Origin of the sequence: Nostoc sp. (genome assembly GCF_036917095.1) — a bacterium.
Lineage (GTDB): Bacteria > Cyanobacteriota > Cyanobacteriia > Cyanobacteriales > Nostocaceae > Nostoc.
Genome location: NZ_JBALFH010000044.1, coordinates 133,538 through 160,324, shown reverse-complemented (window position 1 = coordinate 160,324; position 26,787 = coordinate 133,538). Strand labels below are relative to the sequence as shown.

The 26,787-nt window shown below is 43.5% G+C and carries 26 protein-coding genes and 1 pseudogene; 13 read left to right on the top strand and 14 right to left on the bottom strand.

Features of this window, described 5'->3' with window-relative positions:
• Nucleotides 1-2 precede the first annotated feature (2 nt).
• The gene (locus V7L01_RS25180) at nt 3-1,415 is read right to left on the bottom strand and encodes an AAA-like domain-containing protein (protein ID WP_335039585.1); all 1,413 of its coding nucleotides are present in this window, start codon (nt 1,413-1,415) and stop codon (nt 3-5) included.
• 482 nt (nt 1,416-1,897) lie between these two features.
• Complete coding sequence (locus V7L01_RS25175) at nt 1,898-2,569, bottom strand: class I SAM-dependent methyltransferase (RefSeq protein ID WP_335039583.1); 672 nt, start codon at nt 2,567-2,569, stop codon at nt 1,898-1,900.
• A 146-nt stretch (nt 2,570-2,715) separates the two neighbouring features.
• Between V7L01_RS25175 and V7L01_RS25170 the strand changes: the two genes are divergently transcribed.
• Both V7L01_RS25170 and V7L01_RS25165 read left to right on the top strand, forming a co-directional pair.
• The gene (locus V7L01_RS25170; RefSeq protein ID WP_335039581.1) at nt 2,716-3,150 is read left to right on the top strand and encodes a CoA-binding protein; all 435 of its coding nucleotides are present in this window, start codon (nt 2,716-2,718) and stop codon (nt 3,148-3,150) included.
• 187 nt (nt 3,151-3,337) lie between these two features.
• Nucleotides 3,338-4,276: a phosphoribulokinase gene (locus V7L01_RS25165; RefSeq protein WP_335040820.1), complete on the top strand. Its 939-nt coding sequence runs from the start codon at nt 3,338-3,340 to the stop codon at nt 4,274-4,276.
• 402 nt (nt 4,277-4,678) lie between these two features.
• Here the strand turns inward: V7L01_RS25165 and V7L01_RS25160 are convergent, their stop codons facing one another.
• On the bottom strand, nt 4,679-5,659 hold the full coding sequence (locus tag V7L01_RS25160) for an AraC family transcriptional regulator (protein WP_335039579.1): 981 nt from the start codon (nt 5,657-5,659) through the stop codon (nt 4,679-4,681).
• Nucleotides 5,660-5,805: 146 nt separating this feature from the next.
• On the opposite strand from V7L01_RS25160, the gene V7L01_RS25155 reads away from it, so the two are divergent.
• Genes V7L01_RS25155 through V7L01_RS25145 form a run of 3 tightly spaced genes read left to right on the top strand, consistent with a single transcriptional unit; the run spans nt 5,806 to nt 7,627 of the window.
• On the top strand, nt 5,806-6,264 hold the full coding sequence (locus V7L01_RS25155) for a (R)-mandelonitrile lyase (RefSeq protein ID WP_335039577.1): 459 nt from the start codon (nt 5,806-5,808) through the stop codon (nt 6,262-6,264).
• Between the two features lie 57 nt (nt 6,265-6,321).
• The gene (locus V7L01_RS25150) at nt 6,322-6,666 is read left to right on the top strand and encodes an SDR family NAD(P)-dependent oxidoreductase (protein WP_335039575.1); all 345 of its coding nucleotides are present in this window, start codon (nt 6,322-6,324) and stop codon (nt 6,664-6,666) included.
• 25 nt (nt 6,667-6,691) lie between these two features.
• Nucleotides 6,692-7,627, top strand: a complete 936-nt coding sequence (locus tag V7L01_RS25145; protein ID WP_335039572.1) for an alpha/beta hydrolase — start codon at nt 6,692-6,694, stop codon at nt 7,625-7,627.
• Here V7L01_RS25145 and V7L01_RS25140 read toward each other — a convergent pair.
• Nucleotides 7,550-8,068: a hypothetical protein gene (locus V7L01_RS25140; protein ID WP_335039569.1), complete on the bottom strand. Its 519-nt coding sequence runs from the start codon at nt 8,066-8,068 to the stop codon at nt 7,550-7,552. The two genes, V7L01_RS25145 and V7L01_RS25140, sit on opposite strands and share 78 nt — an antisense overlap.
• 139 nt (nt 8,069-8,207) lie before the next feature.
• Between V7L01_RS25140 and radC the strand changes: the two genes are divergently transcribed.
• The 4 genes and pseudogenes from radC to V7L01_RS25120 all read left to right on the top strand — a co-directional run bounded on the left by radC (nt 8,208) and on the right by V7L01_RS25120 (nt 11,460).
• Nucleotides 8,208-8,939 (top strand): RadC family protein, encoded by a 732-nt coding sequence (gene radC / locus V7L01_RS25135; RefSeq protein WP_181928965.1) that lies wholly within the window; start codon nt 8,208-8,210, stop codon nt 8,937-8,939.
• Nucleotides 8,940-9,027: 88 nt separating this feature from the next.
• Nucleotides 9,028-9,183, top strand: a pseudogene (locus V7L01_RS25130) (TIGR00341 family protein); the annotation flags it as partial.
• Nucleotides 9,184-9,253: 70 nt separating this feature from the next.
• The gene (locus tag V7L01_RS25125) at nt 9,254-10,807 is read left to right on the top strand and encodes a cation:proton antiporter (protein ID WP_335039566.1); all 1,554 of its coding nucleotides are present in this window, start codon (nt 9,254-9,256) and stop codon (nt 10,805-10,807) included.
• 194 nt (nt 10,808-11,001) lie between these two features.
• Nucleotides 11,002-11,460 (top strand): hypothetical protein, encoded by a 459-nt coding sequence (locus tag V7L01_RS25120; protein WP_335039564.1) that lies wholly within the window; start codon nt 11,002-11,004, stop codon nt 11,458-11,460.
• Nucleotides 11,461-11,544: 84 nt separating this feature from the next.
• On the opposite strand, the gene V7L01_RS25115 is transcribed toward V7L01_RS25120, so the two are convergent.
• The 5 genes from V7L01_RS25115 to V7L01_RS25095 form a co-directional block, all read right to left on the bottom strand.
• The gene (locus V7L01_RS25115) at nt 11,545-12,099 is read right to left on the bottom strand and encodes a DUF3124 domain-containing protein (RefSeq protein WP_335039562.1); all 555 of its coding nucleotides are present in this window, start codon (nt 12,097-12,099) and stop codon (nt 11,545-11,547) included.
• Between the two features lie 76 nt (nt 12,100-12,175).
• Nucleotides 12,176-12,853, bottom strand: a complete 678-nt coding sequence (locus tag V7L01_RS25110; protein ID WP_335039559.1) for a potassium channel family protein — start codon at nt 12,851-12,853, stop codon at nt 12,176-12,178.
• A gap of 170 nt (nt 12,854-13,023) precedes the next feature.
• A complete protein-coding gene (locus V7L01_RS25105) occupies nt 13,024-16,029 on the bottom strand; it encodes an MFS transporter (RefSeq protein WP_335039556.1) in 3,006 nt (1,001 codons plus the stop codon).
• Nucleotides 16,030-16,310: 281 nt separating this feature from the next.
• Nucleotides 16,311-16,844, bottom strand: a complete 534-nt coding sequence (gene infC, locus V7L01_RS25100; protein WP_335039553.1) for a translation initiation factor IF-3 — start codon at nt 16,842-16,844, stop codon at nt 16,311-16,313.
• Nucleotides 16,845-17,059: 215 nt separating this feature from the next.
• A complete protein-coding gene (locus V7L01_RS25095; protein WP_335039550.1) occupies nt 17,060-17,191 on the bottom strand; it encodes a hypothetical protein in 132 nt (43 codons plus the stop codon).
• A gap of 647 nt (nt 17,192-17,838) precedes the next feature.
• On the opposite strand from V7L01_RS25095, the gene V7L01_RS25090 reads away from it, so the two are divergent.
• Complete coding sequence (locus V7L01_RS25090) at nt 17,839-18,270, top strand: ketosteroid isomerase family protein (RefSeq protein WP_335039548.1); 432 nt, start codon at nt 17,839-17,841, stop codon at nt 18,268-18,270.
• Nucleotides 18,271-18,374: 104 nt separating this feature from the next.
• Here V7L01_RS25090 and V7L01_RS25085 read toward each other — a convergent pair whose 3' ends face one another.
• The 3 genes from V7L01_RS25085 to V7L01_RS25075 form a co-directional block, all read right to left on the bottom strand.
• Nucleotides 18,375-18,800, bottom strand: a complete 426-nt coding sequence (locus tag V7L01_RS25085; protein ID WP_335039546.1) for an ATP-binding protein — start codon at nt 18,798-18,800, stop codon at nt 18,375-18,377.
• 3 nt (nt 18,801-18,803) lie between these two features.
• On the bottom strand, nt 18,804-20,477 hold the full coding sequence (locus tag V7L01_RS25080) for a SpoIIE family protein phosphatase (protein WP_335039544.1): 1,674 nt from the start codon (nt 20,475-20,477) through the stop codon (nt 18,804-18,806).
• A gap of 163 nt (nt 20,478-20,640) precedes the next feature.
• Nucleotides 20,641-21,360 carry a response regulator transcription factor gene (locus V7L01_RS25075; RefSeq protein WP_335039542.1) on the bottom strand — a complete coding sequence of 240 codons (720 nt, stop codon included), beginning with the start codon at nt 21,358-21,360 and terminating at the stop codon, nt 20,641-20,643.
• Nucleotides 21,361-21,690: 330 nt separating this feature from the next.
• On the opposite strand from V7L01_RS25075, the gene V7L01_RS25070 reads away from it, so the two are divergent.
• Both V7L01_RS25070 and ftsE read left to right on the top strand, forming a co-directional pair.
• The gene (locus V7L01_RS25070) at nt 21,691-22,446 is read left to right on the top strand and encodes a WecB/TagA/CpsF family glycosyltransferase (protein ID WP_335039540.1); all 756 of its coding nucleotides are present in this window, start codon (nt 21,691-21,693) and stop codon (nt 22,444-22,446) included.
• Between the two features lie 165 nt (nt 22,447-22,611).
• The gene (gene ftsE, locus V7L01_RS25065) at nt 22,612-23,358 is read left to right on the top strand and encodes a cell division ATP-binding protein FtsE (protein ID WP_335039539.1); all 747 of its coding nucleotides are present in this window, start codon (nt 22,612-22,614) and stop codon (nt 23,356-23,358) included.
• Between the two features lie 154 nt (nt 23,359-23,512).
• On the opposite strand, the gene V7L01_RS25060 is transcribed toward ftsE, so the two are convergent.
• Both V7L01_RS25060 and V7L01_RS25055 read right to left on the bottom strand, forming a co-directional pair.
• Nucleotides 23,513-24,286, bottom strand: coding sequence for an armadillo-type fold-containing protein (locus V7L01_RS25060; RefSeq protein WP_335039538.1), 774 nt, complete (start codon nt 24,284-24,286; stop codon nt 23,513-23,515).
• A gap of 179 nt (nt 24,287-24,465) precedes the next feature.
• The gene (locus V7L01_RS25055; protein ID WP_335039537.1) at nt 24,466-25,050 is read right to left on the bottom strand and encodes a hypothetical protein; all 585 of its coding nucleotides are present in this window, start codon (nt 25,048-25,050) and stop codon (nt 24,466-24,468) included.
• A 604-nt stretch (nt 25,051-25,654) separates the two neighbouring features.
• On the opposite strand from V7L01_RS25055, the gene V7L01_RS25050 reads away from it, so the two are divergent.
• The gene (locus tag V7L01_RS25050; protein WP_335039536.1) at nt 25,655-26,551 is read left to right on the top strand and encodes an alpha/beta fold hydrolase; all 897 of its coding nucleotides are present in this window, start codon (nt 25,655-25,657) and stop codon (nt 26,549-26,551) included.
• Nucleotides 26,552-26,787: the final 236 nt, after the last annotated feature.

The window sequence follows — 26,787 nt, the reverse complement described above, 5'->3', positions numbered from 1 at the left end:
CATTAAAACTCGCTTGACAAAGAATTAGAACCATTAACACTATTTTGCGTTCTAAGCTGTTGGCTAAAATAAAGGCGATATAACTCACACATAGCATGAGCTTCATTGCCGTTTAGTTTAACCAAACCCATACTTTCTAATTTGTAAGCAGCGATCGCGTCTAACTCCACTTTTTCATTTGTTGCAATTACCTGTTGCATCGCTGACATTAATTCTGGTTCTTTTTTGAGTATAGTCAACAGTTCTCGTAAATGCTGACTGTAAATTCCTACTGGTGTAGATGCGGTTTCTAGTAACATCTCTAATGTCATTTCCTGCTGACATAAATGATAAAGCGCCAGACTCACTAAATAGGGATGTCCTCCTACCATTGCTTGTAGGGGAGCAAGGCGTTTTGCTCCTTCGGAGTCTGCTGCCCAATGTAGCCCGTAACATAATGCTAAATTCTGTACCTGATTGAGAGTAAACGGTGGCAGCGTAATTGTTATCCCTACATTGAAAGGCGATTGGTTTAGGTTGAGTGGGATATAAATTTCTGTTGTGTGAACTACAACCATCCGCAGTTTTTGCCAGATTTGATCCTGCTTTGATTGTTCATGCCAAAATCGCAGCATTGGCAGAAAGTCTTGGGCAATATTAGGATGTTCAAAAACTCGATGGACTTCATTTAAAGCCAAAACCACAGGATTATGATCGATATATTGCAGCACATAAGCTTCAAAATAAATTTTGCAGCTTACCTTGCTCCCCATTTCCGTATCCCAAAAATCATCTAGACAAGGAAAGAGATTTAACTGCCTGCTGACATTGATACAAAACCAACGCAAAAATTTATCAAGGCAAGCATAAACGTCTCGATCGGCTTCTTGAAAGTCCAAATAGACAATTTGATAACCTTGCTCTCTAGCATAAGCAATCATCCGGTTGAGCAGTGAACTTTTGCCCATCTTTTTAGGTGCTTTGATCCGGATTAAGCAACCAGGGTGTAAAATCTCGTTATAAACAAGTTCTTCTAAGGGAGGGCGATTGATGTAAAGAGGAGAATCCAGTGGTACAGGGCCGCTAGGAAATTCTATCTTTTTTGTGGAAGAAAGGTCTGGAGAAACCATTTCTAAGCTAGATTCTTCCCCAAACTTTTGTTGGCTTTGATTCTCTCCATCGCCTATCTTGTCTTGCAGGTGTTTCTTCAAGGCTAAATGCAAATTTTTTTTCGTTACTCTTTTTCCAAGTGCAACGGAAAGGTCTTGCCACAACTCAGAGCCAACTTCCTTGATGTAATTGTCGCGGTAGCCTGATGCCTCTGCCATTTCACCGTAAGTTTTGCCCAACCACGATTGAGAGAGCACAAACCACTGAATGGAAGCAAGAGGCTTGTCTTGCAGAATTCTTTCTACTGCTTGCAGAATATCTTCCACGGATATTAAAGGTTAAATAGTTAATAGAGGTATTTATCTACTTTGATATTCTCATAATATACAACCTAATAAATATTAAAAAAAGAAAGAAAGGTTTCCGAGTACACTTTTTTCCTCTAGGATTAATCTTCAGATAAAGAAAATTAGCACTGTGGCACTTCAAAGTAGCCAAGTGGATTTTAGTGGAAAAAATCAGCTGCTAGAAATTGTCTTTTTCCCAAAAGTCACAGATGAAATTCAGAAGGCAGAAGAGAACCCACGTTTAAAAACGTGGTATTCATATTGGACGCAATGCAAGTTGCGCTATGCGTCTTGATACAATTCTTTTTTGAAACTGGGCAATAACCCAAAACTAAAGTTTTTATTCATACTTCTTACATAGCTGCCATCTGCCTTTCTTTGTAACTTAGTAAAATCACTATTTTTTATAAAAGCGACACTACAGCCGCTTCTCGGATCGCAACAAATAGATAAATGGGGATTCAAAGAGATTGCTTTTTGAGTGCCAGAGTCAACCCATCTGCGATCGCAACTAAACTAAGACTAACTCGCTGGTCTTGATGCAGCTTTTGATTAAAGGCGCGAATCTTTTTAGTTCTATTATCTTGCACTTGGGGGTCGGCAACCTTGCCTGACCAGAGGACATTATCGATCGCAATCAGTCCCCCCGGACGCACTAATTGCAGCGATCGCTCATAATAGCCATCATAGTTGCTCTTATCTGCATCGATGAAGGCAAAATCAAAAGTTTCTGCTTCTCCTGTTGCGAGTAGCCGATCCAAAGTTTCCAAAGCTGGGGCAATGTGCAGTTGAATTTTATCCGCCACTCCTGCTTGCTGCCAATAGCGTCGAGCGATCGCTGTAAATTCCTCGCTCACATCACAGGCTACCACCTTCCCGTCGCTCGGTAACGCCAATGCCACTACCAGGGAACTATAACCTGTAAATACCCCAATTTCCAAAGTTTTCTTAGCTCCCAACAACTGCACCAGTAACGCCAGAAATTGCCCTTCTTCGGGAGCAATCTGCATCCTCCCTATTGGATACTGGGCTGTTTCTTGTCTCAGTTGGGTCAAAATTTCCGGTTCTCGCAGAGAGACTGATAGTAAATATTCATAAAGGTTTTGTTCGAGTCCTAGTGTTTGAGTTGTCATCAGATTGGGGATTGGGGACTAGTGGACGAGTCTTTGATACTCGCCAAGGATTTTTTAGAATTAAAAATTATCTTGAAATGCGACTCGGTATGATAGGCAAAGCGATGTCTACGACAGGCTGCGCCTACACTCAGGATATTTAGCTCATGCCAAACCTCAAAGAAGATGATAACGCCCTACGCGAGGTGTTGACCCAAGCCAAAACCATCGCTGTTGTGGGTCACTCTGATAAACGCGGTCGTACTAGCTATCAAATCGCCCAATTTTTGCGGCAAGTTGGCTACACAGTCTATGCGGTCAATCCCTTAATTAAAGAAATTGACGGTCAACCCAGTTATGCTGCACTTCAGGAATTACCAGAACCCGTGGATATTGTTAATGTGTTTCGCCGTTCTGAGTACTTGCCAGAAATTATAGATGAAGCAATTTCGATCGACGCTAAAACTGTGTGGGCGCAATTGGGTGTCTGGCATCGATCGTCAGCACAAAAAGCAATAGAAGCAGGACTCAACGTGGTGATGGATACCTGTATCAAAATTGAGTATCTAAGGCTGAGAGTAGATTCAGCAAAAAATGTCTAAAATTACAATCTACTTTTACATTGATGGTTATTGGTAATTATTGTGCCAAAAACGATCGCATAGATTAGTTATATGTAGAGATATTGCATACCAAGTCTTTGCTTGAGTTACTGGCCTAAACCCTTCTAAAATAAAAACTATTGTAGGGAATTTTTTTAATAAACTTGCTTTTATTCTGGGAGGTATGATGAGCCGTCCAATAATTCTTGGTATTGTCGGCGACAGCGCTGCTGGGAAAACAACACTAACGCGAGGAATCGCTCAGGTACTCGGCCCAGAAAATGTCACGCTCATTTGTACAGATGATTATCACCGTTACGATCGCAAAGAACGTGCAGATATTGGGATCACTGCTCTCCACCCAGACTGCAACCACCTAGATATTATGCAGCAACACCTGTCGTTACTACGCACAGGGCAGCCAATTCTTAAGCCAGTTTACAGCCATAAAACCGGCACATTCGAGGCACCGCACTATATCAAGCCCAATAAATTCGTGATTATTGAGGGATTACTTGGTTATTCTACTCGTGCCGCCCGCGACTCTTACGACGTGAAAGTTTACCTTGCACCACCAGAAGAACTACGCTCTAAATGGAAAGTCAAACGGGATACGCAAAAGCGGGGTTACACTGCTGAACAAGTACTGGCGGAATTAGAAAAGCGCGAACCAGACTCAGCACAATTTATTCGTCCGCAGCGGCAATGGTCTGATATTGTTATTAGTTTCTACCCACCCACAGAAGAAGAAGATGAAACCAATGGACACCTGAATGTCCGTCTGGTACTACGTCCGACAATTCCCCACCCAGATTTTACCCAGATTATCAACTCTGGCTATGGTAATTCTGACTCAGCAATCCGCCTGGGACTAGACAGGGATATGAGTAAGCCTGTGGATGTTTTAGAAGTTGATGGTCATGCAACCTTAGAACAGGTGAATAAGCTAGAGCATATTATTTGTTCTGATATGCCCCATTTACGAAGTATTTGCGATCGCGAAAGTAATCCAGAACTGGGTAAAATTGCTGGTACAACTGGGGAAACATTGCAAAGTTATCCTCTTGCTCTCACCCAGCTAATTATTACCTACCACATGCTGAAAGCAACGCAAATTTATCAGTAATAAGTAAAAATAAACCTTTCGACGCTCCCATCTGAGGAAGAGACGACGGTATTTGCGTTGATACCAAGCGAAACATCGCTCCTGCTGAAATCTAGGAACGGAAATTTTGATGGGTCTTCCTCTGTTTTTCCTGCTTTTCCAAACTCGTTTTGGCCATTGAGGACGAATACTCAAAAAGCGTAGGGCAGCACGTTTTGTCTTAATGCTTTCTACGAAGTGGCTTAGTTTTAGCAACGGAAAAATTTTGGTCGTTAAGGCTGAAATCCAGGCTGGCGTAGCTCTCGATCGCGATCTATTCAGCACTATCTAGGACACAAGAACATTCAGCATACGGTGCGCTACACAGAGATGTCTCCACAATGTTTTAGCGATTTCTGGCAAGATTAGGGCATGTTGAGGAGATTATATTGAACTAGCAGTCTCCCTAGCAGTTTCTCGCAGCCGCTCCACATCGCGCATCGGTGGCGCACCAAAAAGCCGCTTGTACTCCCGGTTAAAATGCGAGGCATCGTCATAACCCACGCGGTAGGCAGCACTGGTAGCATCAAGCTTTTCACCCAGCATCAGACGGCGAGCCTCCTGGAGCCGCAGTTGCTTTTGGTACTGCAAGGGACTCATGGCAGTGACAGACTTGAAGTGATGGTGGAAGCCCGATACACTCATTCCCAGCTCTCGGGCCATGCTTTCAATCTCGATCGGCTCGTTAAAGTCTTTACGAAGTCGCTCGACAGCTCTGGCGATGTGGTAGGTATAGCCACCCAGAACTGCAATATGACGGAGCCGATTACCTTGCTCTCCCATCAAAAGTCGGTAAATGATTTCTCGCTTAATCAGTGGTGCGAGAACATGAGCTTCAGCAGGGGAATCTAAAAGCCTGACCAGCCGCACAACAGCGTCCAACAGATTTGCATTCAACGGACTTACGTCAATCGCTTTCACATCAGCACGGCTGCGCGAGGGATACCCTGCCTCGACCATCACTGAGCCAACGAGGGTAGGGTCAAGATCGAGGCGAAGACTAAGGTACGGTTGCGCTTTGGACGCTTCCAGAATTTGGCTGATAATTGGCAGTTCGACCGTAGCAAGCAGATAATGCATCGGGTCGTACAGATAGCGATCGCTACCCAAAAGAACTTCTTTGCTGCCCTGAGCGATCGCACAAAACGCAGGGATAGAGACACTATGAACGCATTCCGAAGGCGAGGAGGAGCGGTTGAAGTGCAAACCTTTGAGCGGCTCAATCGCCCCATCATGAGGAATCGCGTGTGCGATACGCTCTTTGAGTTCGTCTCTGTTGGCTTGTGCTCTGTCTACCTCGCGCTTTGCCTGCGGGTCGTTCATTAAATCGCGATCGGGCTTTTCACTCGTTTTGGCAGCGTTCATTTCTAAGTTTGCAGAATTGTACAACGATCTTAGACGATCGTCCTATTACTTGTTCTTCAAGATTCATAGAATGAAGCTAAAGCAATGAAAAATGATTTCGGCTTCTTATAAGCATTCTGGATTTTTATTTAATAGAAAACTCAGTTTTGATTGGGCAAGAGACTTGTCTCCTAGCTACCAAAATTGCATCAAGTGAAGGAATTAAGAAAATGGACATTAAAAGAAGTGGCTCACAGCCTTCCGCCAAAGGGCAGGCTGATTATTTTACCGGCACTGTCCGCATTGATCCCCTATTCGAGGCACACGATCCAGCACGCACATCTGGAGCCAGTGTCACGTTTGAGCCTGGTGCGCGTACAGCATGGCACACCCATCCGCTGGGACAGACCCTGATTGTGACTGCTGGGTCTGGTTATGTCCAGCAATGGGGCGGACAAATTCAGGAAATCAGACCGGGTGATGTTGTCCGAATTGCGCCTGGACTGAAGCACTGGCATGGAGCTACAGCCACCACAGCCATGACGCACATCGCCATTCACGAAGAACTCGACGGTAAGCCTGTGGACTGGCTGGAGCATGTCAGCGACGAGCAGTATCCCAACTGATCTCTGCATCTGGTGGTTTTAAGACCTTGTTAGGTAAAGAATTAAAGGAAAAAAATCATGACAACGAACGAGAATGGAAAGTACACAGGAAAAGTTGCGTTTGTAACCGGAGCAGCGAACGGCATCGGTCGAGCTACGGCACTGGCATTTGCCCGTGAGGGCGCTAATGTAGTGGTCGCCGACGTTTCAGAACAGGGTAATCAAGAAACGGCACGCAAGATCGAAGAACTCGGCGGACGAGCGATCGCCGTCAAGTGCAACGTAACGCAAGCTGAAGACGTGAAGGCAGCTCTTTCCAAGACCATCGAGACCTTCGGGCGCCTGGACTTTGCCTTCAACAACGCCGGTGTGGAGCAGAAAAATACAGCAACAGCGGAAATCGAAGCGTCGAACCGCAGCTAACCAATCCACACATTTGGAGAACTCAATGAAACACCTCGTTATACTACCCCTGTTGATTAGTGCGATCGGCGCGACGACGGCGGCAGTTGCGCTCGACAAAACGCGCACCTCGCATAAGAACTCCCAAGCACCCGCCCAGAAGTCCTCTGTGGTCGAGGGGGCGGACAACTTCTATAAGAGCGACAAAGCGATCGCGCAAAAGGTTACGTTCAAAAACCAATACAACATGCAAGTTGTCGGGACTCTCTTCATTCCCAAAACCTTGAATCAGACCGCCAAGAATCCCGCAATCATTGTGGGACACCCAATGGGTGCAGTGAAAGAACAAAGCGCGAATCTGTATGCCCAGAAACTGGCAGACCAGGGATTCGTCACCTTGTCCCTCGATCTGTCCTTCTGGGGCGAGAGTGAGGGGCGGACCCGCAACGCTGTTTCGCCGGATATTTATGCCGAGGATTTCAGTGCTGCGGTGGATTTTTTGGGCACCCGGCCATTCGTTGACAAGAACCGGATTGGCGTTCTTGGGATTTGCGGCAGCGGAAGCTTCGTCATCAGCGCCGCCAAGATTGACCCGCGCATGAAGGCCATTGCGACGGTAAGCATGTACGATATGGGTGCGGCTAACCGTAACGGGCTTAGGCATTCTACGACCCTCGAACAGAGAAAGAAAGCAATCGCAGAGGCGGCTGAACAACGCTATGTGGAGTTCACGGGCGGCGAGACCGAATACACAGGCGGGACTGTGCATGAACTGAATGAGAACTCCACCGCCATTGAGCGTGAGTTTTATGACTTTTACCGCACTCCCAGAGGCGAATACACATCCATTGGTTCGTCACTGGAGCAGGAAGGTGGTGGTCGCCGACATTGCCGAGCAAGGCAATCAGGAAACAGCGCACTTAATCGAAGAGCAAGGCGGGCAAGTGATTGTTACTTTACAGGCGCTTGCAGCAATACCTGAAGGAAAAGTAAAAGCTCTAAACTCCACAGGATAACTTGCCTCTACTTTGGCATTAACCCAAGGTCTAATCAAAACAGAGACAGTAGGCTGTTGCGTAGGCGTAACCCCCCGTAGCGATCGCTCCAACTCTTCTAATACAGACATAAACCGAGGTTCATCTAAATCAAACTCTAAGAGCGGCAGAGCCGTTGGATAACTTTCAGCCATCGTCGCCTTCAGTATTTCAGTACTACAACAATCCCAACGCCACATAGTAGACCGTGGCTGATAGTATTGACGTAACCAAGCGTATGCACGATCGAGTGTTGGAGTATCTCCCAGTCCTTCTAAGAAACGGAAAATTTCATCGATTATTACCTCTGGGCCAAAGGTTGCTGGAATATAGGCAAGCCCAGCGCGATCGCAGATTGGCAGCCAGTGGCTTAGGAGAATAGGGTTCATGATTCCAATAAGAGCAAGATATATAGAAATAGAGAAAATTTTCTAAAATTAAAGATTTTCTCAAATAAGGAAGATTTTGAGAGCAAACAAGGGATAAATAAGGATAGTTCTATGTGTGGTGCTATTCTCTTAGTTTAATATGACCTATTGCCTCAGAATTGCCGACTTACCTACAAATGAGCGTCCGCGCGAACGATTAATGACGCATGGTGCCAAAATTTTAGCCACAGCGGAGTTAATTGCAATTCTTCTAGGCACAGGTCAAGGGCCAGGGAAACTATCTGCTGTGGGTTTGGGACAATATATCTTGAGCGAATTAGCCAAACACCAACGCGATCCTTTGGTAGTTCTGCGAGAAGTTAGCCCTGCTGAGTTGATGCAAATTTCTGGTGTTGGCCCGGCGAAGGCGACAAGTATCTTAGCAGCAATTGAATTGGGCAAACGCGCCTTTCAATCTCGACCCAACGATGGCACATTAATTGATAGCCCACTTGCTGCTGCTGCTACCCTCAGCCAAGATTTGATGTGGCAGATACAAGAACGTTTTGCAGTGGTGCTATTAGATGTCAAGAATCGTTTGCTGGGTACGCAAGTAATTACCATTGGCACTGCAACCGAAACCTTAGCTTCTCCCCGTGATATTTTTCGCGAGGTTATTCGCCAAGGCGCAACGCGGGTAATAGTTGCCCACAACCATCCTTCTGGGAACCTTGAACCCAGCCAGGAAGATATAGAATTGACGCGTCAGTTGTTAGCAGGGGCGCAGCTTTTAGGCATTCCGGTACTAGATCATCTGATTTTAGGTAATGGCAATCATCAAAGTTTACGGGAACTGACAACCTTGTGGGATGAGCATCCACAGGGGGATTAATATCATGTCAGGTAAAAGACTTATCATTAAGACCGCAATTCTTGCTGGGGACGGGAAGCAGAGGGAAAGAGAGTTTTAAGATTTTTGCAAAGTCCGTTTGAGCGTCCGGGCAAGAGAAACTGTCACACCTCGGCAAGTAGAGTTATTAGAAGAATTTATCAAGCGAGAGATGGGGCAAACATTCACTCTAATTTTTGAAGTTGGTCAAGTGGAGGAAATTAGAAGTTCTGAACCCACACGCTGAACTTGCTAATTTGGCATGAATGAGGAGAGAATCTATCAGTCAAGTCAAACTAACTCTTTAAAACGCAATAGTGGATGTTACCGAATTAGTCAAAGTTTCAATTATTCTCTTGGTTGTGGCTACAGGTGTAGCTTTGCTGTCCCGGCGGTTGGGAATCCCTTATGTTACGGGTTTAGTATTAGCAGGTTTGCCCATAACTGAGCTATTGTCTCGTCGGATTGGTTTAAGTCCAACCCTTGTTTTGGATCTTTTCTTGCCAATTCTCATCTTTGAAGCTGGTATTAATACAGATGTCAGCCGCCTACGCAGCACCTTTAAACCAATTGCCCTACTAGCTGGGCCAGGGGCTGTGATTTCCAGTGCGATTATTGCCGTCCTGTTGAAATTTGTCTTGGGACTGGATTGGATACCTGCATTATTTGTCGGAGTAATTCTGGCAAACACTGATACTGTTTCCATGATTGCTGTATTTAAGGATATACCAGTACCCTCACGGCTTTCCACCATTGTTGAAGGAGAAACTTTATTCAATGACGCTGCTGCCCTAGTTTCCTTCAACCTGATCGTGCAAGTATATTCAACAGGCTCACTCACATTTGTAGAGGGAATCCAACAACTGCTATTTATCTCTCTAGGAGGCTGCGTTGTGGGGTTAGTCTTGGGCTACTTGAGTATACCTGTATTCGCCCGTTTAGATGATGCTCTTAGCAGTCTTTTGCTAACAGTCGCAGTTGCATTAGGAACTTTTCAGGTTGGGCAATTTCTCGGCGTATCAGGCCCTGTGGCTGTAGTTGTTGCTGGATTAATTTTCGGGAATTTAGGGCTTTCTCAGAATACTTCTGCTTCTAGCCGCATCACTTTGTTGAGTTTCTGGGAATATGCTAGTTTCACTGTCAATACCTTTATTTTTCTGTTAATTGGTGTAGAAATAAACTTGGTAACACTCTGGAAAACTTTACCTGCAATTCTACTTGCAGTTTTGGCTTATCAAATCGGGCGAGTTCTTACGGTGTATCCACTGCTAGCATTAGTTCGTTGGATTGACCGCCCAATTCCGCTGCGCTGGCAACATTTACTGTTTTTAGGCAACATCAAAGGCTCACTCTCAATGGCTCTGGCATTAAGTTTACCTACAACACTGCCAGGGCGAGAAGTTTTGATAGCTATAGTCTTCGGCTGTGTGCTGGTGTCGTTAGTGGGACAGGGTTTAAGTTTGCCTTGGGTGGTAAAACGCTTAAAGTTATCTAAATTTTCCGAAGTTCAACAACAGGTTGAAGAGTTGCAAGCCCAGTTGATGACGGGTAAGGCGGCACAAGATGAATTAGATAGCCTGTTGAAATCAGGGGTATTACCAAAAGCCGTTTATGAAGAGATGCGTTCAGCTTATCAGGTACGAATTGCTGGTGCAGAAAAAACACTGCGGGAACTATATAATCGTCGCCCCGATCGGGTGGAAGGTGGAAGTGGCAAGAGCAGTAAGCTTGAAGCCATTCGCCGACGTTTACTGTTGGCAGAAAAAGGAGCGCTCAATGAGGGAATGCGGAAGCGAATTCTCTCAGAAGAAATTGTGCGCGGGCGGATACAAACTCTTGATGAACAATTGTTAAAACTTGAAGATGATTAAGTAGTTGTTGGGTATGGGACATAAGGCAATACGGTTCAGTTAAGCACATTTATCTATTAAGGCAGACAGGGGGAGCAGGGGGAGAGAAAAAAGCTTAACTAAACTGTATTGGGACATAGGGGATAGAAAGAGATATTTTTATTCTCTGGTGTGCCCATTCTGGCGTTGAGGTTTCGCTAAAACTTATTGCAAATATGTCTGAAAATTTTCGTGTTCGTTTCGGTGATATAAATCACGGATGGATGCCTGTTAACTTGATTACGAATGAGCAAAAATTCTCATTCATAGCTTCTTATATACCCTATGACTCGCTCGCTGAACTTGTGGAGGCATTAAGTTTATTTCTTCAATTAGGTTATTCAAAAATTGTTCGGTGGAATGCAGAGCCAATAGACTATGAGTTTCTTTTCTCAGAAAGTAATGAGCAAGCAATGTTGAGAGTAATTGAGTACACTAACCAACTACGAGTTAAAAACGCAAAGGAAGTCGTTTTCACTTTTTCTGGCTCCAGAATATCGTTGGTTATCCCATTTTGGCGGGCTTTACGCGATATCGAAACCCGCCACGGGTTCGAGCAAAAGTGGCAACGACCCTTTCCAAAGCAAGGAATGCAACTACTAAAAGAGCAAATACATAGACAGCAGCATTGCTAATATTAATTGTAGATAATTTGAATACATATATACTGCAAAATTACTACAATTATATCCAGATAAAAATGCACTTTTTTAAGATTCCTATTTTAAAGGCGATCGCTTATCGTTATTTTGATTTTTAATTACCCTACCAGGACTAATAAAAGAAATTCCTTGTTGAAAGTCAGTACCAATCATGACTGCTTCCACTATCGGTTCAGATATTTCTGTTTGAGCTACCCACTCGACAATAAAGTTTGCGCCTAAACCTCCAGTGGTGTCATTTCTATTTATAAAAAAATCTGTAGAAGCTAGGGCATCAATTTGAATAGGGCGCTCTAAATACTGTTTAACTAATTTCCCATCTGAGTTATAGTAGCGCACAGAAGTAATAACGATCGGATTGGTTAAATCTGTATTCCGAACACTAAGCGTAACTGCTAACTCAAAAATCTCTTGGCGATTGTGATGATAGATATGAGAGTAGACAGGAACATAAAGAGTTTCACCGCTGGCTATCTTAAAATTCTTATCCAGCGTCACTGTTTTTTGCAATGGGGTTGCTGGAATGGCATTGGGTTGTGACTTGGGTGTTGATTCACAAGATGCAAGAATAATAACAGCGATCGCTAAATAAATATGTAGATACGGCTTCATCAAAACTATTTACACCAATTATTTTATATATGTGTAGCTAACCCCACCTAATAAAGATTTTAGGTAGGGATTGCGCTCAACATCTTTGTTCAATAAAATCAATAACTTGATGTAAACTTCCTGGTTTAGTCACAATCAGCACAGTTGAATGAGGTTCCAGTATTGTACTGCCGTTAGGAATCATCAAATCTTCGTGGGGATGGGATTGATAGCCAATAATTAGCGAACCAGTAGGAAATTGGGAATCCTGAGCAATTTCGGCAACGCTACGCCCAGCAACATAGCAATTGTTTGGGATGGCAAGTTTCAGAACCTCAATCTGTCCTTGCTCAAAATGCATCATTGATTCCACTTGGGGATACTCAATCGCATTCACCATTGTTGAAACTGATAATTCAACAGTACTAACGATATGATTGGCCCCAGCTATCCGCAGTGGTTCGGCAAAATCGGGGTGGCGCATCCGGCTCAAAATATGGGTGACGCCGTAGTGTTTCGCAAGAGTTACCATTGCCAAGTTTAAGGCATCACTTCTTAGAACAGCTGCCAAGGAGCCGGCTTTGCGTATCCCAGCTTCTAACAATACTTCTGTACTTACAGCACTGCCTTCAAAAGCCATTGCTCCCACTTGTTCGCGGGCATAGCGGCAAGCGTTAGGATCGATGTCAATTACGGCAACAGTATGCCCCAGTTCTACCAGTTTTTGCGCTAAACTCAGCCCTACTAAACCGGCTCCACCAATGAGTACGTACATAGCTGTTCTTGATATTCTTTGAATTTTTACTTAAATTTACAGGGTAACAAACAAATGAATCGTAGGGGCGTACAGATGTACGTCCCTACGATTCATTTGTTGCAAGCTTTTTGAAAATAGTATGACTTAGCAGCAATGGAAATAATAAAATTATTCCAGCAGAGATATTTTCAATTGTAATTTTTAACCTGGTATTTTTCGAGTAACTCTTTAACTTGAGCGGCCACCAAAGGGTGTGGATCTTTTTGTAACTGGGGTAAAATTTGCAAGAGAACGCGATGTGAAACCATATGCAAGTATGCGATCGCAGCTTCTCTAACAAAGCCCGTTGGATGACGCAAACTCACTAATATCTCAGAACTGGTCAGTCGGATGCGAGTCACTTGAGCAAAATGAAAACAGCAAGCTAGGCACCAGTCAGAAAGAAAGTTACCCAACATCAGCAATCTGTGGAGGCGATCGCTAACTATCATGTTCTCATATTCTACGATCTTGGCTTCAACAAGATATTGTAATTTTTCTGCCTGTGGTCGGTTATCTAAAATATTCAGCAATAAAGACTTTGAAGACAAAGTTACGGTATGCTCTAAGATTTCTAACCCCCGCGCTAAGTTTACCACTGAGAGCGATCGCAGATTGAATGCTGCTGCCTGCATCTTTTCTGGCGAGTAAAGCAATTTTAGTAGCAGTAGCAGCCGCTCTTTGACATCCAATTCTAATTCTAAAAGGGCGCGTTGCAGTAACTCAGAGACAATCACAATCCTCTCACTGGATTGATAATTTTCTTTTTGGTCTAATGTTTGAAAGTCTATGTATGCGGCGTAAATCTCACCTAAAAACTTTAATTCCTGTTTGATTAAATTTTCTACCCGACTTTCATAAAACCGATCTACTAAACCTTTAATTCCTGGTTGTTTGTGGATTTTTAGTAAGCTGCGAAGAATATGATCCCTAGTAGTACCCCAGGATATTTCCAAGTTTTCCCATAAAGTCTCCAATGCTTGCTGGGTACCGACTTGAGCAATGGTACGCCAAGCATACATCCGCACTACTTCTGGTTTATAAATATTGGTAGCCAACCGCAACAGCATTTCTAAAGCTTCATTTTCTAGTCGCACTAGGGCTGACATGGCTGTGCTGCGGGTTGATTTGTAATAAAGTGCTGCAATCAGTGCTGAATAGTACTCTTCTAAATGGGTTGCTGAAATCATTTCTAATACGGCACAGCGCACCCGTAACGATTCATCTTGTAATAAATTCGGGATATGAATCCGCAATGCCTGCAAATAAACTGCTTCTCTCAGCGCTCTGACTCCATTTACCCGTTCCCGTTCTTGCTTATGAGTCAGCATCCGGCGCATGGTTTGAGTAGCTGCTACCTTTTGCATGGGCGTTCCCTGGCGTAAGACTAAAGCGGCGGCGGTGGCGCGGATGAGTGAGTTTTGCCGGGGGTTCAGGTATTCTTCTAGGAGGCTTAAATTGGGATTTGGTTCCGCCAGCCAAACGTAGCGCAGCGCTAAAGCAAAAACTTCGGGGTTAGTTTCTTGAGATTCTTCTAACAAAGGACGGATGGCTGCTAAATAAACCGGATTTACACCTCCCATCAGCATCACTTCCAAACTTTGGCGCTGTAAATCTGGGGTTAACTTCACTAGTAGCGGGGCTAAAACTTCCGCCGCTCCTTGGGAATCAATTTGGGCTAAAAGTTCAATGCAAGAGCGCTTATCAGCCTCACTGCCTTTTTCTGCTAAAGCTTTGACTACACCCTGTTTGAAAAATCGTAAGCCGACATTGCTTGCGCTCAAGTGACCCCGCGCCACACTCAAGACTAACAGTTCCACATAGCGCGATCGCAATTCCCAAACTACTGTTAAACAAGTGCCAGTTATCAGCATTGTTTCTGCTACCAACACCCATTTTTGCAGTGATTCGGGTACAAACCGCCCACAAAACAATAGAGTCGCAAAAATTAGCGCTCCTGTCAAACCTGTGGCGATCGCTTCGGCGGTTCCACCAGATAAAGTCTGCATCCGACTGCGAATTGCCTCTGGAATCGGTTGGTACAGGATGGGGCCGCTACTCATCACAAAGGTGTAGCGCAGAAGTTCATCAAAGAATTTGACAATTATCAAACCCCAGAAAAAGCTTTGCGATTGCATGGCTGGAATTAAATGCAGCAATACCAGCACTCCTGGGAGTGACAAGCCGACGGTAATTGGTAAAAGCGTTGCAGTGAAAAATACCCCCATACGTTCGATGATTCGGCTGGAAAAAAACCACTGCAACAACAACTCACACAGTCCCAACATCCCACCAAAAAGACCCAAAAAGCTCGCAAGTTCTCGGTCGCTCAAATTGGATTGGAGTTCGCGCAGATACTGAAAATCTATTAACAACCCAATAACTTGCAACAGTCCCACAAAAGCAAACAACTGCCAGACGTACCGCTTCAGCGGACTTTTAATGAAACGCTCTCGTGAAGCTTGTTGTTCAGGAACTAGTCTTTGTGGGGTTTCAGGGAAAGCTGCTCGATAGTGATTAGTTAAATAGAATAGAATCGCCGATCCGAATAAAATCACTATACAGGCGATGAGGATAATCTTATTCAGCGTGGTGTATTGCACTAGCCAAGGCAAACTAAAGCCACTGATCACATCTGCTACCAAAAGACCACTACTCACCAGTGGGTAAGTTCGTTTAATCTCCCGAATATTAAATATTTGGTTGGCGACAATAGAAGTGTTGAGGTCATTGACCACATAAAGTGCATCTACCCACAACCGCAGCAGAAATGCCGAAATAACAGCCAGGTAGGAAAAATGATATCCCCAACGTAATATAACTAATAAAACTAATGGCATCAACATGCAAGGTGCGATCGCCACAATTACCCGACGTAAGGGAAAAATCTTTTGCAGCCAAGAGTATAAAAAAACCAGTCCGGCACTCATTACCGCACTAGCAATATACATCCACGGCAGTAGATGAGTTCCATATTCATCCAAAAACAGCGCCACCGTGCTGTCCTCTGCCCACCGCAATCCTACAGAGACGGTTGTGTAAAAAAAGAACATTAGCTGAGTTCGTTCGCTCTCCTCTGGTCGGAGATTCACCCACTGTAATAGCCGTGGTAAAGCAACTTTATTTGCAGCCAACCAGTGATTTTTCAGTTCCATGCAGTTTTATTTTCTGGTAGTATCACCGCGCAATGGGGAGCAGGGGAAGTAGGGGAAGAAAATACTTCCTTGTGCCCCTCATCCCCATCCCCTGGAAATAGCAATAGTCCTGAGCAACTGAGTATTATGTTTCCCACTCAGCCCTCAGGACTATCGATTTTTGATAAATTTAAATGAACTCAGAGCTTTGGGCGCATGTTGCATCCAAGCGAAACATCAAAAAATCCCCTGGTTAGAAGTCAGGGGATTTTCAAACTTAGTCTATTTATACAGTTAGAGAATTATTTTTTGGGGGAGATGAGCATCATCATGTTTCGCCCTTCTTTTTTAGGCGCTTGTTGAAGCTCACCAAATGGCTCCAAATCCGTTGCCATTCGCTTGAGCAAATCTTCTGCTAGGTCGCTGTGTTGAATTTCTCGACCCCGGAACATCACAGTAGCTTTGACTTTATCACCATCTTTCAAAAAGCGCTCTGCTTGCTTAACACGCACGTTGTAGTCGTGTTCTTCTATTTTGTAGCGCATTTTAACTTCTTTGACATCAGCCGTGTGCTGCTTTTTCCGGGCTTCCCGCGCCTTTTTCTCTTGCTCGAATTTGTATTTCCCGTAGTCCATAACCCGACAAACTGGCGGGTCAGCTTTGTCACTTATTAGCACCAAATCTAACTCTTTTTCTTCTGCTACTTGTAGTGCTTCATGTGGGGGCATAATTCCCAGTTGGGCACCATCAGTGTCAATCACCCGAATTTTCGGGAAGCGAATTCGTTCGTTAATTTGGGGCAGATCGCGAGTTCTTTTCTTCTCAATCACAGGCATTATGATTTGTGGGAGCTCTTAATGAAGGATTTGGTGTGGTCTTGATTGGTATGCCTCAGAGGCAAAATACGGTAATAACTCAGGACTGAAAACATCGTCTACAGTTCTAGAGTAACTAATCCATAAAAGAGTTGCCTCGTTGTATTTGTCATTCTACTCACTCTGAGAGAATTTCTTTGCAATAGTTAATCTAAATTACACAACCTAGACTCATATTAAATATTATTACAATTATTTAGCAATACTTCTTGCGATGGCGTAACCGCCCACCGTAGGCGATCGCATTGAGCAGCATCATCTCTCCAAAACACCAAGTTCACAGATGCAGGACATCTAGCAAAAGTCATGTAACATATTATATTACATATAGTAAGCTTAGTAGTATCTATGAGTTAAAAACCGCCGAGCAATTTACTTAGCCTACGGGCAAAACTCAAAAAAAATCGGCGGTAATCACATCTCTTTAAAGGGTGGGAGGGATAGCTTGCCGCCGTCATTAGTACTAATGACTTAGATTTCCCCACGGCTTTTTATTAAAACGACCAAAGCGATGATTTCGTAGCTGTGGGATGAGTTAATCACTATCAAGGCGGGATCTGGTTGACTCAACGTCAAAACCTGCATATAAATCTAGATTTAGATTAACCTATGACCGATTTCACCGTACCTACCTCAAGATAACCTTGTAAACAACTATGTCTACGACGGGCTACGCCTACGCTCGCTGCAACAATTGGCTTGGGGGATTGAGGGGAGTGTGGGGAAACCGAAGTCATTAGTACTAATGACTAATGACTAAATCGGTAGGCGGCTATCTCGGACACCCCTGTTGTTGGGATGGGATTCACGCCGATTTTCGTTGAGATTTGTCTAGTCAAAACTACCATCGTGAGGAAGATTTGTATAAATGCGGCAATCTATCTCAACAGCAGGTTTCTTTTTATCTATTTTTGTATTGAAATTAATATTTAGCTAGCATAATCCAGATAATTTTATGACCTCTGCCGAATTTATATCCCCAACGCAGTTGAAACAAGAATTCCAGATTGAGGGAATTACAGAAACAAGTGTACTGCGTTATTTTGAAACCTTAAATGCAGGAGAATTTGAGGCAACTGCCGCCTTATTTGCCAGAGATGGTGTAATGCGCCCACCATTTGAATCTGATATTGTGGGAACACATGCGATCGCAACCTACTTAAAACAAGAAGGCCAAAATATTAAAGCTTACCCCAACACCGGAATAGCCGAGACTTTAGAAAACGCTACGATCCAAGTCCACGTAACAGGCAAAGCAGAAACTTCATGGTGTAGCGTGAATGTCTTGTGGCTATTTATCCTCAACCCAGAACGGCAAATTTCATATACTAGAATCAAACTTTTAGCTTCCCCCCAAGAGTTACTTTCTTTACGTCGTGAAAACTAGCAAATAAGTATAAAAGCTTAGGCAATGTTCGATCGTACCCAAAACAAAATCTAGGCATTGGAAATTCGTATAAATCACATGACTTAAAAAGTAGTAACTTTTGTCTATTGGACTAATTCAGGTAAAGTAGCTTGTAACTTGAGACAGTTGGCACCATTAACCTGCAACTGGTAATCTACTTTATCCATGAGACGATTCATAATTAGCCAACCATAACCACCTTCTTGCTTTTCCATAGGGTTTGGAGCGTAGTAGTTAGACATATCAAAGCCTTCGCCATAGTCCCAAACTTCTAGGGCAAGATCCCGGTCTTTCACTTCCAAACGCAGTAAAATTGGTAGATTTGGTTTGTCCTTGTGGGCATGACGGACTGCATTTGAGTAGGCTTCTACTAAAGCCAGTCTCAAACGGCTTGATTGCCGCGACCAATCTACTGATTCTCCTAGCTGGATTTTCAAACATCCCAGCAACCAGTTTTCGACAATATTAAGGAAATTTAAGTCACTTGGTACATGAAGCTCACTTTTCATTACTTATAAAATCTCCAGTGAAAGTATAGTTTGATCGTCTTCTTGAACGTGGTTATCTGCCTGGATGCGAGCTAGTAAATGGTTAAGAGAAAGCGGTTGTTGCTCTTGTTGTAAGAGTTGCCAAAGACCATCTTGATTCAGCATAGAACGGTTAACTGGCTCAATGCCAGTCCCAGTTTTTACTGTTGATTCAGTATTGTTTGATACCATTGCTTCTGTAATTCCATCGCTGGCTAGTAACAGTGTGTCTCCAGCCGCGAGAACCAAACGACCAGACTGTGCCTGCCACTTAGGCAAGATTCCCAAAGGAACGCTGCGGACTTTGAGGTAATTGGGATTGTCGGCTAAAGCACCTTGACGTGACCATAACAGTGGATAGATATGACCGGCATTCGTGTAAACGAGTTCCTTTGTGAGCGGGGTATAACAAGCTAACACAAGGGTGATGAAATAATTGTTGCTAATTAAGTCTTCACTAAGAGCGTGGTTGAGGTTCTGCATGACCACATTTGGCTCGGCTGGTGTTTCTTGAGATAATTCCCGGCGTAAAACTGAAATAATACTAGCCATAAATAAAGCAGCCGGGACGCCCTTGCCAGAAACGTCACCCACTGCCAACCACAAGTCGCCTTTGGGATGGACAAATACTTCAAAAAAATCGCCTCCGACTTCCCGCGCTGGGTAACAGCAGGCTTGCACCTTCACACCTTTGATGTCAGGTAAAGTTTGGCGTAGCAAATTGTATTGAATTTGGCGAGCCACCTCCAACTCATTGTGAATCTGCTGTTGCTGTTCTTGGAGGCGCTGGTAGAATTTTGCTTGAGAGAGGGCTAAGGCTGCTTGTTCGGCAACACCTGCAATCAGTTGGATGTCTTCGTCTTGCCAAGGGCGATCGCGTCCCCATTGGTGGAGGGCCAGCACAGCCAATAAATGCTGCTGATAGCTAAGTGGCACAACCAAGTGGTGAGAAGGATTACCCTTATATACATCTTGAGCGAGTTGATAATGACGGGTTTCCAGCACCTTTTCTATTAAAACACTGGAGTCGAAGAAGGAATCTAATACATCAGATTTCGGATCGCGGTAGAAGAACTCGTCTTGTGTAAGGCGATCGCCCTCTACTGGTCTGAGCAAGCAACTGGTAGCTTCAAATGTTTCTCCAAGAGTTGCTACAATCTTTTGCAGCATACTATCGTAGTCTAAAGATTCCCGAATTGCCGTTGTTACCGCGTTAAACAAAGATTCTCGCCGTAGGGCCCGACGTAACTCTTGCGTGCGCTTCTTAACTAGGCGATATGTATCAGTGGCTTGCTCAACTAACGCTCTAAGCCGATCCGGATTCCAGGGTTTGGTAATGTACTTGAATACCTGACCGGAGTTAATTGCATCCACCAAATCTTCGACATCAGTAAAACCAGTTAATAAAATCCGAATCGTATCTGGAAAGCGCTCTACGGTGCGACTCAAAAAATCAGTGCCACTCATTTCTGGCATTCTTTGATCGGAAATAATCACCGCCATTTCGCCAAATTGATCTAAGATTTCCAGAGCACCAAAGGCATGATTGGCTTTATATACTTGATAATCTCGCCTAAAAGTGCGGTAGAGTAAATCTAAGTTATCTGGCTCATCATCTACCACCATGAGCTTAAGTTTGTCCACCCCGATCTCAGCCATATTTGACTTTAGTTTTCACATATTTGAATAGCGAGATAGTGTGATGTTTATCCCACCGAATAAGTAACAAAAAACCAGAAAAGCCATTCACTTTGAAAATATAATTTTCTCAAAGTTATGAGTTTCCCTCGATCGTCTTTAATGCTCCACACCAAAATGAACTTTATCCAACCAACCCAGAACGCAAGGCGCGGACTGCTGCTTGAGTACGGTCATCGGCACATAGTTTATTCAAAATATTGCGAACGTGAGTTTTAACAGTCCCAACAGTGATGTAAAGCCTTTCCGCAATTACTGCATTACTACAACCTTCGACAATCAACTGTAACACTTCTAATTCCCTTTCTGTCAGGGTGTAAGGTTGAATTCCTTCCAGATTCTCGACATAATCAGGGTTAGTGATAATAGTCTTGTTATCTCCAAAAGCCGATTCCAACTTTTGGGGATTTTGTTGCGCTTGTTGTAATACAATCCGAGCGATCGCCGGATCGATCCAGGCGTTGCCATTGTAAGTTACTCGCACTGCTTCCAGCAAATTATCAAATTTGATATCTTTCATACAGTAAGAGTCTGCACCAGCGGCAAAAGCTGCCAAAACCGCTTCTTTGTTATCCCGCAACGTTAAAATTAACACCTTTGTGACTAGTTGCTGCCCATTAGCAGTAGATTTTACCTCCCGTGTAAGCTCAATGCCATCCTTATCTGGTAAACCAATATCTACAATGGCAATATCTGGTTGTACCATTTTTAACATTTTTAATCCCTCAGCAGCATTGGCAGCTTCACCTACAACTTCAATTTCATCCTTTTGCATTAGTGCTGTCCGAATACCCACACGAGTTAGGTCATGATCTTCAATCAGAGCGATACGAATTTTACTCATAGCCAACTTCAGCCCGTTACACTACCTTAACCGTCAAGTGGAGTTTCGTGACATACTCCCACACTAACTGCAAGCAGTATAGTGGGGGCTTATATTCCCGGAACCAGAGTTGCGAGTTGAGCGGTTTCTACTGAGTGAATATTACACCTTAAGAATAAAATTTGGACTGGTTCAGCCCAAGTACAAGCGCCCAAGACTAATTAGTTTAATTATGCTTTCTCTTGTTGCAGGGCAATGGGGAATCTCTCCTGCCTAAGTTCTAATATAAAAAAATTTGATAAACTTAACATTCAAGTAAAATCTGGTGTGAGGATTAATCAAGAATAGGCTATGTCTAACGACAATCAAGCATTTTCAGTATTAGGAATACCAGTTCATGTGATGGCTAACTATCCAGGCTGGTTGTTAGAATGCCTGCACGCAGGCAAAGGAACTCATGTCGTAACGCTCAATGCCGAAATGACTATGCAGGCAGAGCAAAATCAAATCTTAGCTCAGGTAATTAAAAATGCTGAACTAGTGATTCCAGATGGAGCCGGGGTTGTTCTGTATTTGCGGTGGCTGTTATGGCAAAAAGTGCAGCGTTTTCCGGGGATTGAACTAGCAGAAAAACTTTTGCAAGAAATAGGGCAACAGAAGACAGGGGCAAAGGTATTTTTCTATGGAGGAGGGCCTGGAGTGGCCTCAATTGCAGCAAATTTTTGGCAGCAGCAAATTCCAGATTTGAATATAGTTGGCACTCACTCAGGCTACCATTCTCTAGAAGAAGAAGCACAATTGCGAGAAACTCTGGCTCAATTGCAGCCACAAGTGATTTTTGTCGGTTTGGGAGTGCCACGTCAAGAGTTATGGATTGCCGAAAACCGCTATTTGTGCCCTCAAGCAATTTGGATTGGCGTTGGCGGCAGCTTTGATATTTGGTCGGGAACTAAAACTCGTGCTCCTGCCTGGTTAGGAAATAATAATTTGGAATGGTTGTATCGACTTTATCAAGAACCTTGGCGTTGGCGGCGAATGTTGGCTTTGCCAGCGTTTGCTGTGAAAGCGTTTGTTTATCGTTTGACTGCAAGGGGTGCAATTAGTTAAGGTTTCTGAGTATTATTACTTAGTAAATATTAAAGTCTTCAAAAAATTTTAAATTTTCTTTGTTGAATTTCAAATTCCCAGGCGAAACCTGGGAATCCTTATTTTGAGGAGAATATCAAATCTAAGCCCGTAATATTTGGTTGTGGGGATGAGGAAAATTTAACAATGCCAGTATTAACAACTCAAGTTAAGACAGACAAATCTATTCATAAAGAGGACGATAAAATTCAACAGCATGGTAGCAATACTATTGCAAAGGTGCAATTGCAATCTGTAACCAAGACCTATAATAACGGCACTCACGCCTTGTTGAATGCGAACCTTGAGGTAAAAAAGGGAGAATTTTTGTTTATCACGGGGCCAAGTGGTTCTGGTAAATCAACGCTCTTGAAACTGCTGTATGGTCAGGAGTTAGCGACGCAGGGAGAAGTAATTGTTGATGAATGTAATGTAGCGGGTTTACGGGGCGATCGCTTGTCATTATTACGGCGACGGATTGGCATTGTGTTTCAAGACTACAAATTGATTACCCAACGAACAGTAGCGGAAAATGTAACTTTTGTACTGCAAGCTCAAGGGTATACCCGTAAAGAAATTCAACGACGCCTAGAACCAACTTTGAAGCTGGTGGGTTTGCTAAATAAAGCTGACTGCTTCCCAGATCAACTCTCTGGGGGAGAGCAACAGCGGGTAAGTATTGCTCGTGCGATCGTTGGTACACCACCGCTGCTGTTGGCGGATGAGCCTACTGGAAATCTCGATCCAGATAATTCCTGGCAAACGATCCAGATTCTCCAAAAGTTAAATTCCTTTGGGGCTACGGTAATTGTTACCACCCATGATGAACAACTGGTGCGGCGATGCAATCATCCGGTAGTGCAAGTTCGCAATGGACATCTGTCTCGAAATTAGTCATTGGTCATTGGTCATTAGTCATTGGTCATTAGTCATTGGTCATTAGTCATTGGTCATTGGTCATTAGTCATTGGTCATTAGTCATTAGTCATTGGTCATTGGTCATTAGTCATTGGTCATTGGTCATTTGCAAAAGACAGAGGACAAAGGACTAATAAACGTGGTGTTTGACTTTTGCTGATACGGGTATGAAAGTTGCTGCTGTTTTTGGGGGTAGAACTTGTAAGCGATCGCAGGCTTGTAAACTCTTAAAAGCTGCCTCTCGAATTACAACTTCTTGCTCTCGGCTGAGTAGGAGTTGCAAGCATTCGACAACATCTTGTTGCACTGAAGAATCAACTCGCTTACGGTTGATAACTTTAGTTAGTTGACGTAGGGCAATCAACCGCTTTAATGGATCTTTTTCTGTTAAATTGACCAACAACCGATCGAGGTAGTCTTCTTCTCGATTTTCATAGAAGTTGATAATTTGCCATACCAATAAAATTAAAGTTAACAGGGTTCCCACACCTTGCACAATAGCACCAGCGGCAATCCACGGACTGTGAGAGTCAACCCAAATTGCTGCGGCCATGTAAGTGCTGACAGTACCAAGACCACCACTGACGACTGCTAAAGCTAACCGACGATTGGAACTGTTTAAGAACTTACGTATCTTAGACCAGTGCAATTCCCAGTCCCACTCCTGCATTGAGTAAACCAATACCATTACCCCAACGCCGATTAAGAGAGCCAATAGCAGTATCCAGTTCCACAACAACATAGCAACGACGATTGTCAGGAACCCAAGAAAGCCCCCAGGGCCAGAGAAGCGCTTAAATGTTTGCTGCTTTATGGCTCCCTTTGTCTTGAACTTTGGAAGCGGCCAGTTCCAGTTGGGGATCTGGTTAATCAATTGCTGCCAAGAAGACGAAGCCTGTGCCACAGTGTTTACCTACTTGATTACGAAATTAACTATTGTATAAGTTTTACTAGGAATGAAAAAAGAGTGAAGACCCAATCCACAAGATGCCCAGTTTTCAAGGACAGTATAGTAGATTAGTACAGCACGGCGGAAATCAAGATACCATTTTAAATGGCTCAGAGCAAGAGCATAAAGGCTTTTTAAACACAAAAACGAAAGTTATCAAGGGTGAATTGACCATCAAAAGCACAGAAGGTAACGCTGTAGATGTTATTCACTGATATAGATAATAAGGTATTGGGGGAAATTGCCGAGTCTGAATTGGCAAGATTAGCGCTGGGTAGTGCAGTTTGACCGAGCAGTTGCCGATCGCGATCGTAGGCGGAAAGCACAAGCCGTTGCGAACTAGTGACAAAGGCGCTAACCGAGTTAACCGGACGCAAGAAAGTAGCTTCTAAAAACCCGCTTTTAGGCGCTCCCATTAAAACTGTTAGCCCTGAGTAGGTTGGAAATGCTGGGTTTGATGGCTGTATTGCTAGACAATTGTGAAAAATCACTCCCCAGCGTTCATACTGGCGCTCTACTGCTTCAAAACACTTCAAGTCTCCTAAGTCTAAACAAATACAAGTAGATTCACTCACCCTGGCAGCGTCAATAGCTGGCTCGACCTCGCCTTGCCAAGCTGAAGCTGTAATTTCGTTTTGTATATTAAAGTTGTCAAGCGCAAATTTAGCGTCTTCAATCGGTGGTAGTATATTTGATTGAAGAGTAGCCTGCTTTACCATGACATTTCACCTTACTATTACTTAGATATTAATTAATTATTTATACTTATAAAACTATTGTTTCTACATATAGAAGTAGAATTAATAGCTTATTAAAATGAGCATTTTAAGTATTTTTGACGCTCAAAATTATTTATGAGTTTCTTGATAGACTACCATAAAAACTTATGTTTGATTCAGGCTTTAGTAATACTCGCTACTATAAAAAACCCTTATAAAACAGTAATTACAACGTTAAGTGACTTTTTATTGTGAAAAAAATCACCAAATCTTTATAAGTAATCTGGTAATTTTATATCTACTTAATCTAACGGTAGCGAGAAGTCCTAGAGTGATTGGTTCGCCGATAATAATCAGTGGGGAGTGAACTAAATAGGTAAGTATTTTAGGGTGACTAAAGAAGACGCGGTGACGCAAAGAAATTATCAAATCCTCTTTCCCTGTGCTCCGTCCTTTACGCGTCTATACTTAGGCAAAGTTTTGTACCCTTCTCTACGAAAAGCTGCGCGATCGCCGGAAGGTGGCGCACCCTGCGGCATCTTGCTACAGACTTCTCTTTACGTCCACAGGACTATTCTGTTAGTTGTGTTAACAAAAAATACTTATGTTTCAACCACTAGGATTTGAACAACGCTCCATAAATACCTCACTAGGTAGAATGGTATATTATACTGCTGCTGGGTCACCTTGGGTGGACAATGTGACTGCCAAAGACGATCGGGAAACTTTAGTGTTCCTGCACGGCTTTGGTGGTGGATCTTCTGCTTATGAGTGGTCGAAAGTTTATCCGGCTTTTGCCGCTGAATATCGGGTCATTGCGCCAGATTTAATCGGTTGGGGTAGGTCTGAGCATCCAGCACGGAGCTATAAGATTGAAGATTATTTAATCGGGATTCGGGAGTTTTTCGAGCAGACTTGTACTGGGTCTGTAACAGCGATCGCTTCTTCTTTGACCGCAGCATTTACAATTCGAGTAGCATCCGATTATCCTGATTTATTCAAGTCTTTAATTCTCACTACCCCTGCTGGACTTTCCGACTTTGGCGAAGACTACTCTCGTAGTTTTTTTGCCCAGTTAGTCAGCGTTCCCTTTGTTGACCGTTTACTTTACAGCACTGGAGTAGCTACCAGTGGAGGTATTCGCAGTTTCTTAGAGCAACGGCAATTTGCTCAGTCTAATCGAGTCTACCAAGAAATTGTAGATGCTTATTTACAATCTGCTCAACAGCCTAATGCTGAGTATGCAGCACTGTCCTTTGTCCGTGGCGATTTATGCTTTGATTTATCCCTTTACATTCAACAGTTGACTACTCCCACCGCCATTATTTGGGGACAAAAGTCGGAATTTACAGGGCCCTCAATTGGTCGCCGCCTTGCCGAAATGAATCCCCAAGCAATTCGATATTTTCAACAGTTGGAAGATGTGGGGTTAACACCGCAGTTGGAATTGCCAGCAGTCACAATTGGGTTAATTCGCAAATTTTTGCCTTTGCTTAATTAGTGTTTTGTTTAGTACTCAAAGTTCCATCTAATTTCCTACCTTCTGGCTCCTTTCCCGATCTAATTTCAACCATAATTGTGTAGCTAGACTTCACATTGTCGAGGCTTAATAAATTAAATTAAGGGCATTACTGAATCATCTTTCGATTTTGATAACGCCCTTAATTTTACCTTAAACCTACTTCCCGATTGCTTATGTATACTGCAAAAGCATCTCGCTAAAATATAAATAATTCA

Coding starts and splice junctions, on each gene's coding strand:
- V7L01_RS25105 (WP_335039556.1), bottom strand. CDS start 16,029: ATGGAACTGAAAAATCACTGGTTGGCTGCAAATAAAGTTGCTTTACCA.
- V7L01_RS25160 (WP_335039579.1), bottom strand. CDS start 5,659: ATGAACGCTGCCAAAACGAGTGAAAAGCCCGATCGCGATTTAATGAAC.
- V7L01_RS25095 (WP_335039550.1), bottom strand. CDS start 17,191: ATGACTTTTGCTAGATGTCCTGCATCTGTGAACTTGGTGTTTTGGAGA.
- V7L01_RS25170 (WP_335039581.1), top strand. CDS start 2,716: ATGCCAAACCTCAAAGAAGATGATAACGCCCTACGCGAGGTGTTGACC.
- V7L01_RS25145 (WP_335039572.1), top strand. CDS start 6,692: ATGAAACACCTCGTTATACTACCCCTGTTGATTAGTGCGATCGGCGCG.
- V7L01_RS25140 (WP_335039569.1), bottom strand. CDS start 8,068: ATGAACCCTATTCTCCTAAGCCACTGGCTGCCAATCTGCGATCGCGCT.
- radC (WP_181928965.1), top strand. CDS start 8,208: ATGACCTATTGCCTCAGAATTGCCGACTTACCTACAAATGAGCGTCCG.
- V7L01_RS25090 (WP_335039548.1), top strand. CDS start 17,839: ATGACCTCTGCCGAATTTATATCCCCAACGCAGTTGAAACAAGAATTC.
- V7L01_RS25115 (WP_335039562.1), bottom strand. CDS start 12,099: ATGAAGCCGTATCTACATATTTATTTAGCGATCGCTGTTATTATTCTT.
- V7L01_RS25055 (WP_335039537.1), bottom strand. CDS start 25,050: ATGGTAAAGCAGGCTACTCTTCAATCAAATATACTACCACCGATTGAA.
- infC (WP_335039553.1), bottom strand. CDS start 16,844: ATGCCTGTGATTGAGAAGAAAAGAACTCGCGATCTGCCCCAAATTAAC.
- V7L01_RS25150 (WP_335039575.1), top strand. CDS start 6,322: ATGACAACGAACGAGAATGGAAAGTACACAGGAAAAGTTGCGTTTGTA.
- V7L01_RS25075 (WP_335039542.1), bottom strand. CDS start 21,360: ATGAGTAAAATTCGTATCGCTCTGATTGAAGATCATGACCTAACTCGT.
- V7L01_RS25085 (WP_335039546.1), bottom strand. CDS start 18,800: ATGAAAAGTGAGCTTCATGTACCAAGTGACTTAAATTTCCTTAATATT.
- V7L01_RS25110 (WP_335039559.1), bottom strand. CDS start 12,853: ATGTACGTACTCATTGGTGGAGCCGGTTTAGTAGGGCTGAGTTTAGCG.
- V7L01_RS25080 (WP_335039544.1), bottom strand. CDS start 20,477: ATGGCTGAGATCGGGGTGGACAAACTTAAGCTCATGGTGGTAGATGAT.
- V7L01_RS25175 (WP_335039583.1), bottom strand. CDS start 2,569: ATGACAACTCAAACACTAGGACTCGAACAAAACCTTTATGAATATTTA.
- V7L01_RS25050 (WP_335039536.1), top strand. CDS start 25,655: ATGTTTCAACCACTAGGATTTGAACAACGCTCCATAAATACCTCACTA.
- V7L01_RS25120 (WP_335039564.1), top strand. CDS start 11,002: ATGTCTGAAAATTTTCGTGTTCGTTTCGGTGATATAAATCACGGATGG.
- V7L01_RS25070 (WP_335039540.1), top strand. CDS start 21,691: ATGTCTAACGACAATCAAGCATTTTCAGTATTAGGAATACCAGTTCAT.
- V7L01_RS25165 (WP_335040820.1), top strand. CDS start 3,338: ATGAGCCGTCCAATAATTCTTGGTATTGTCGGCGACAGCGCTGCTGGG.
- ftsE (WP_335039539.1), top strand. CDS start 22,612: ATGCCAGTATTAACAACTCAAGTTAAGACAGACAAATCTATTCATAAA.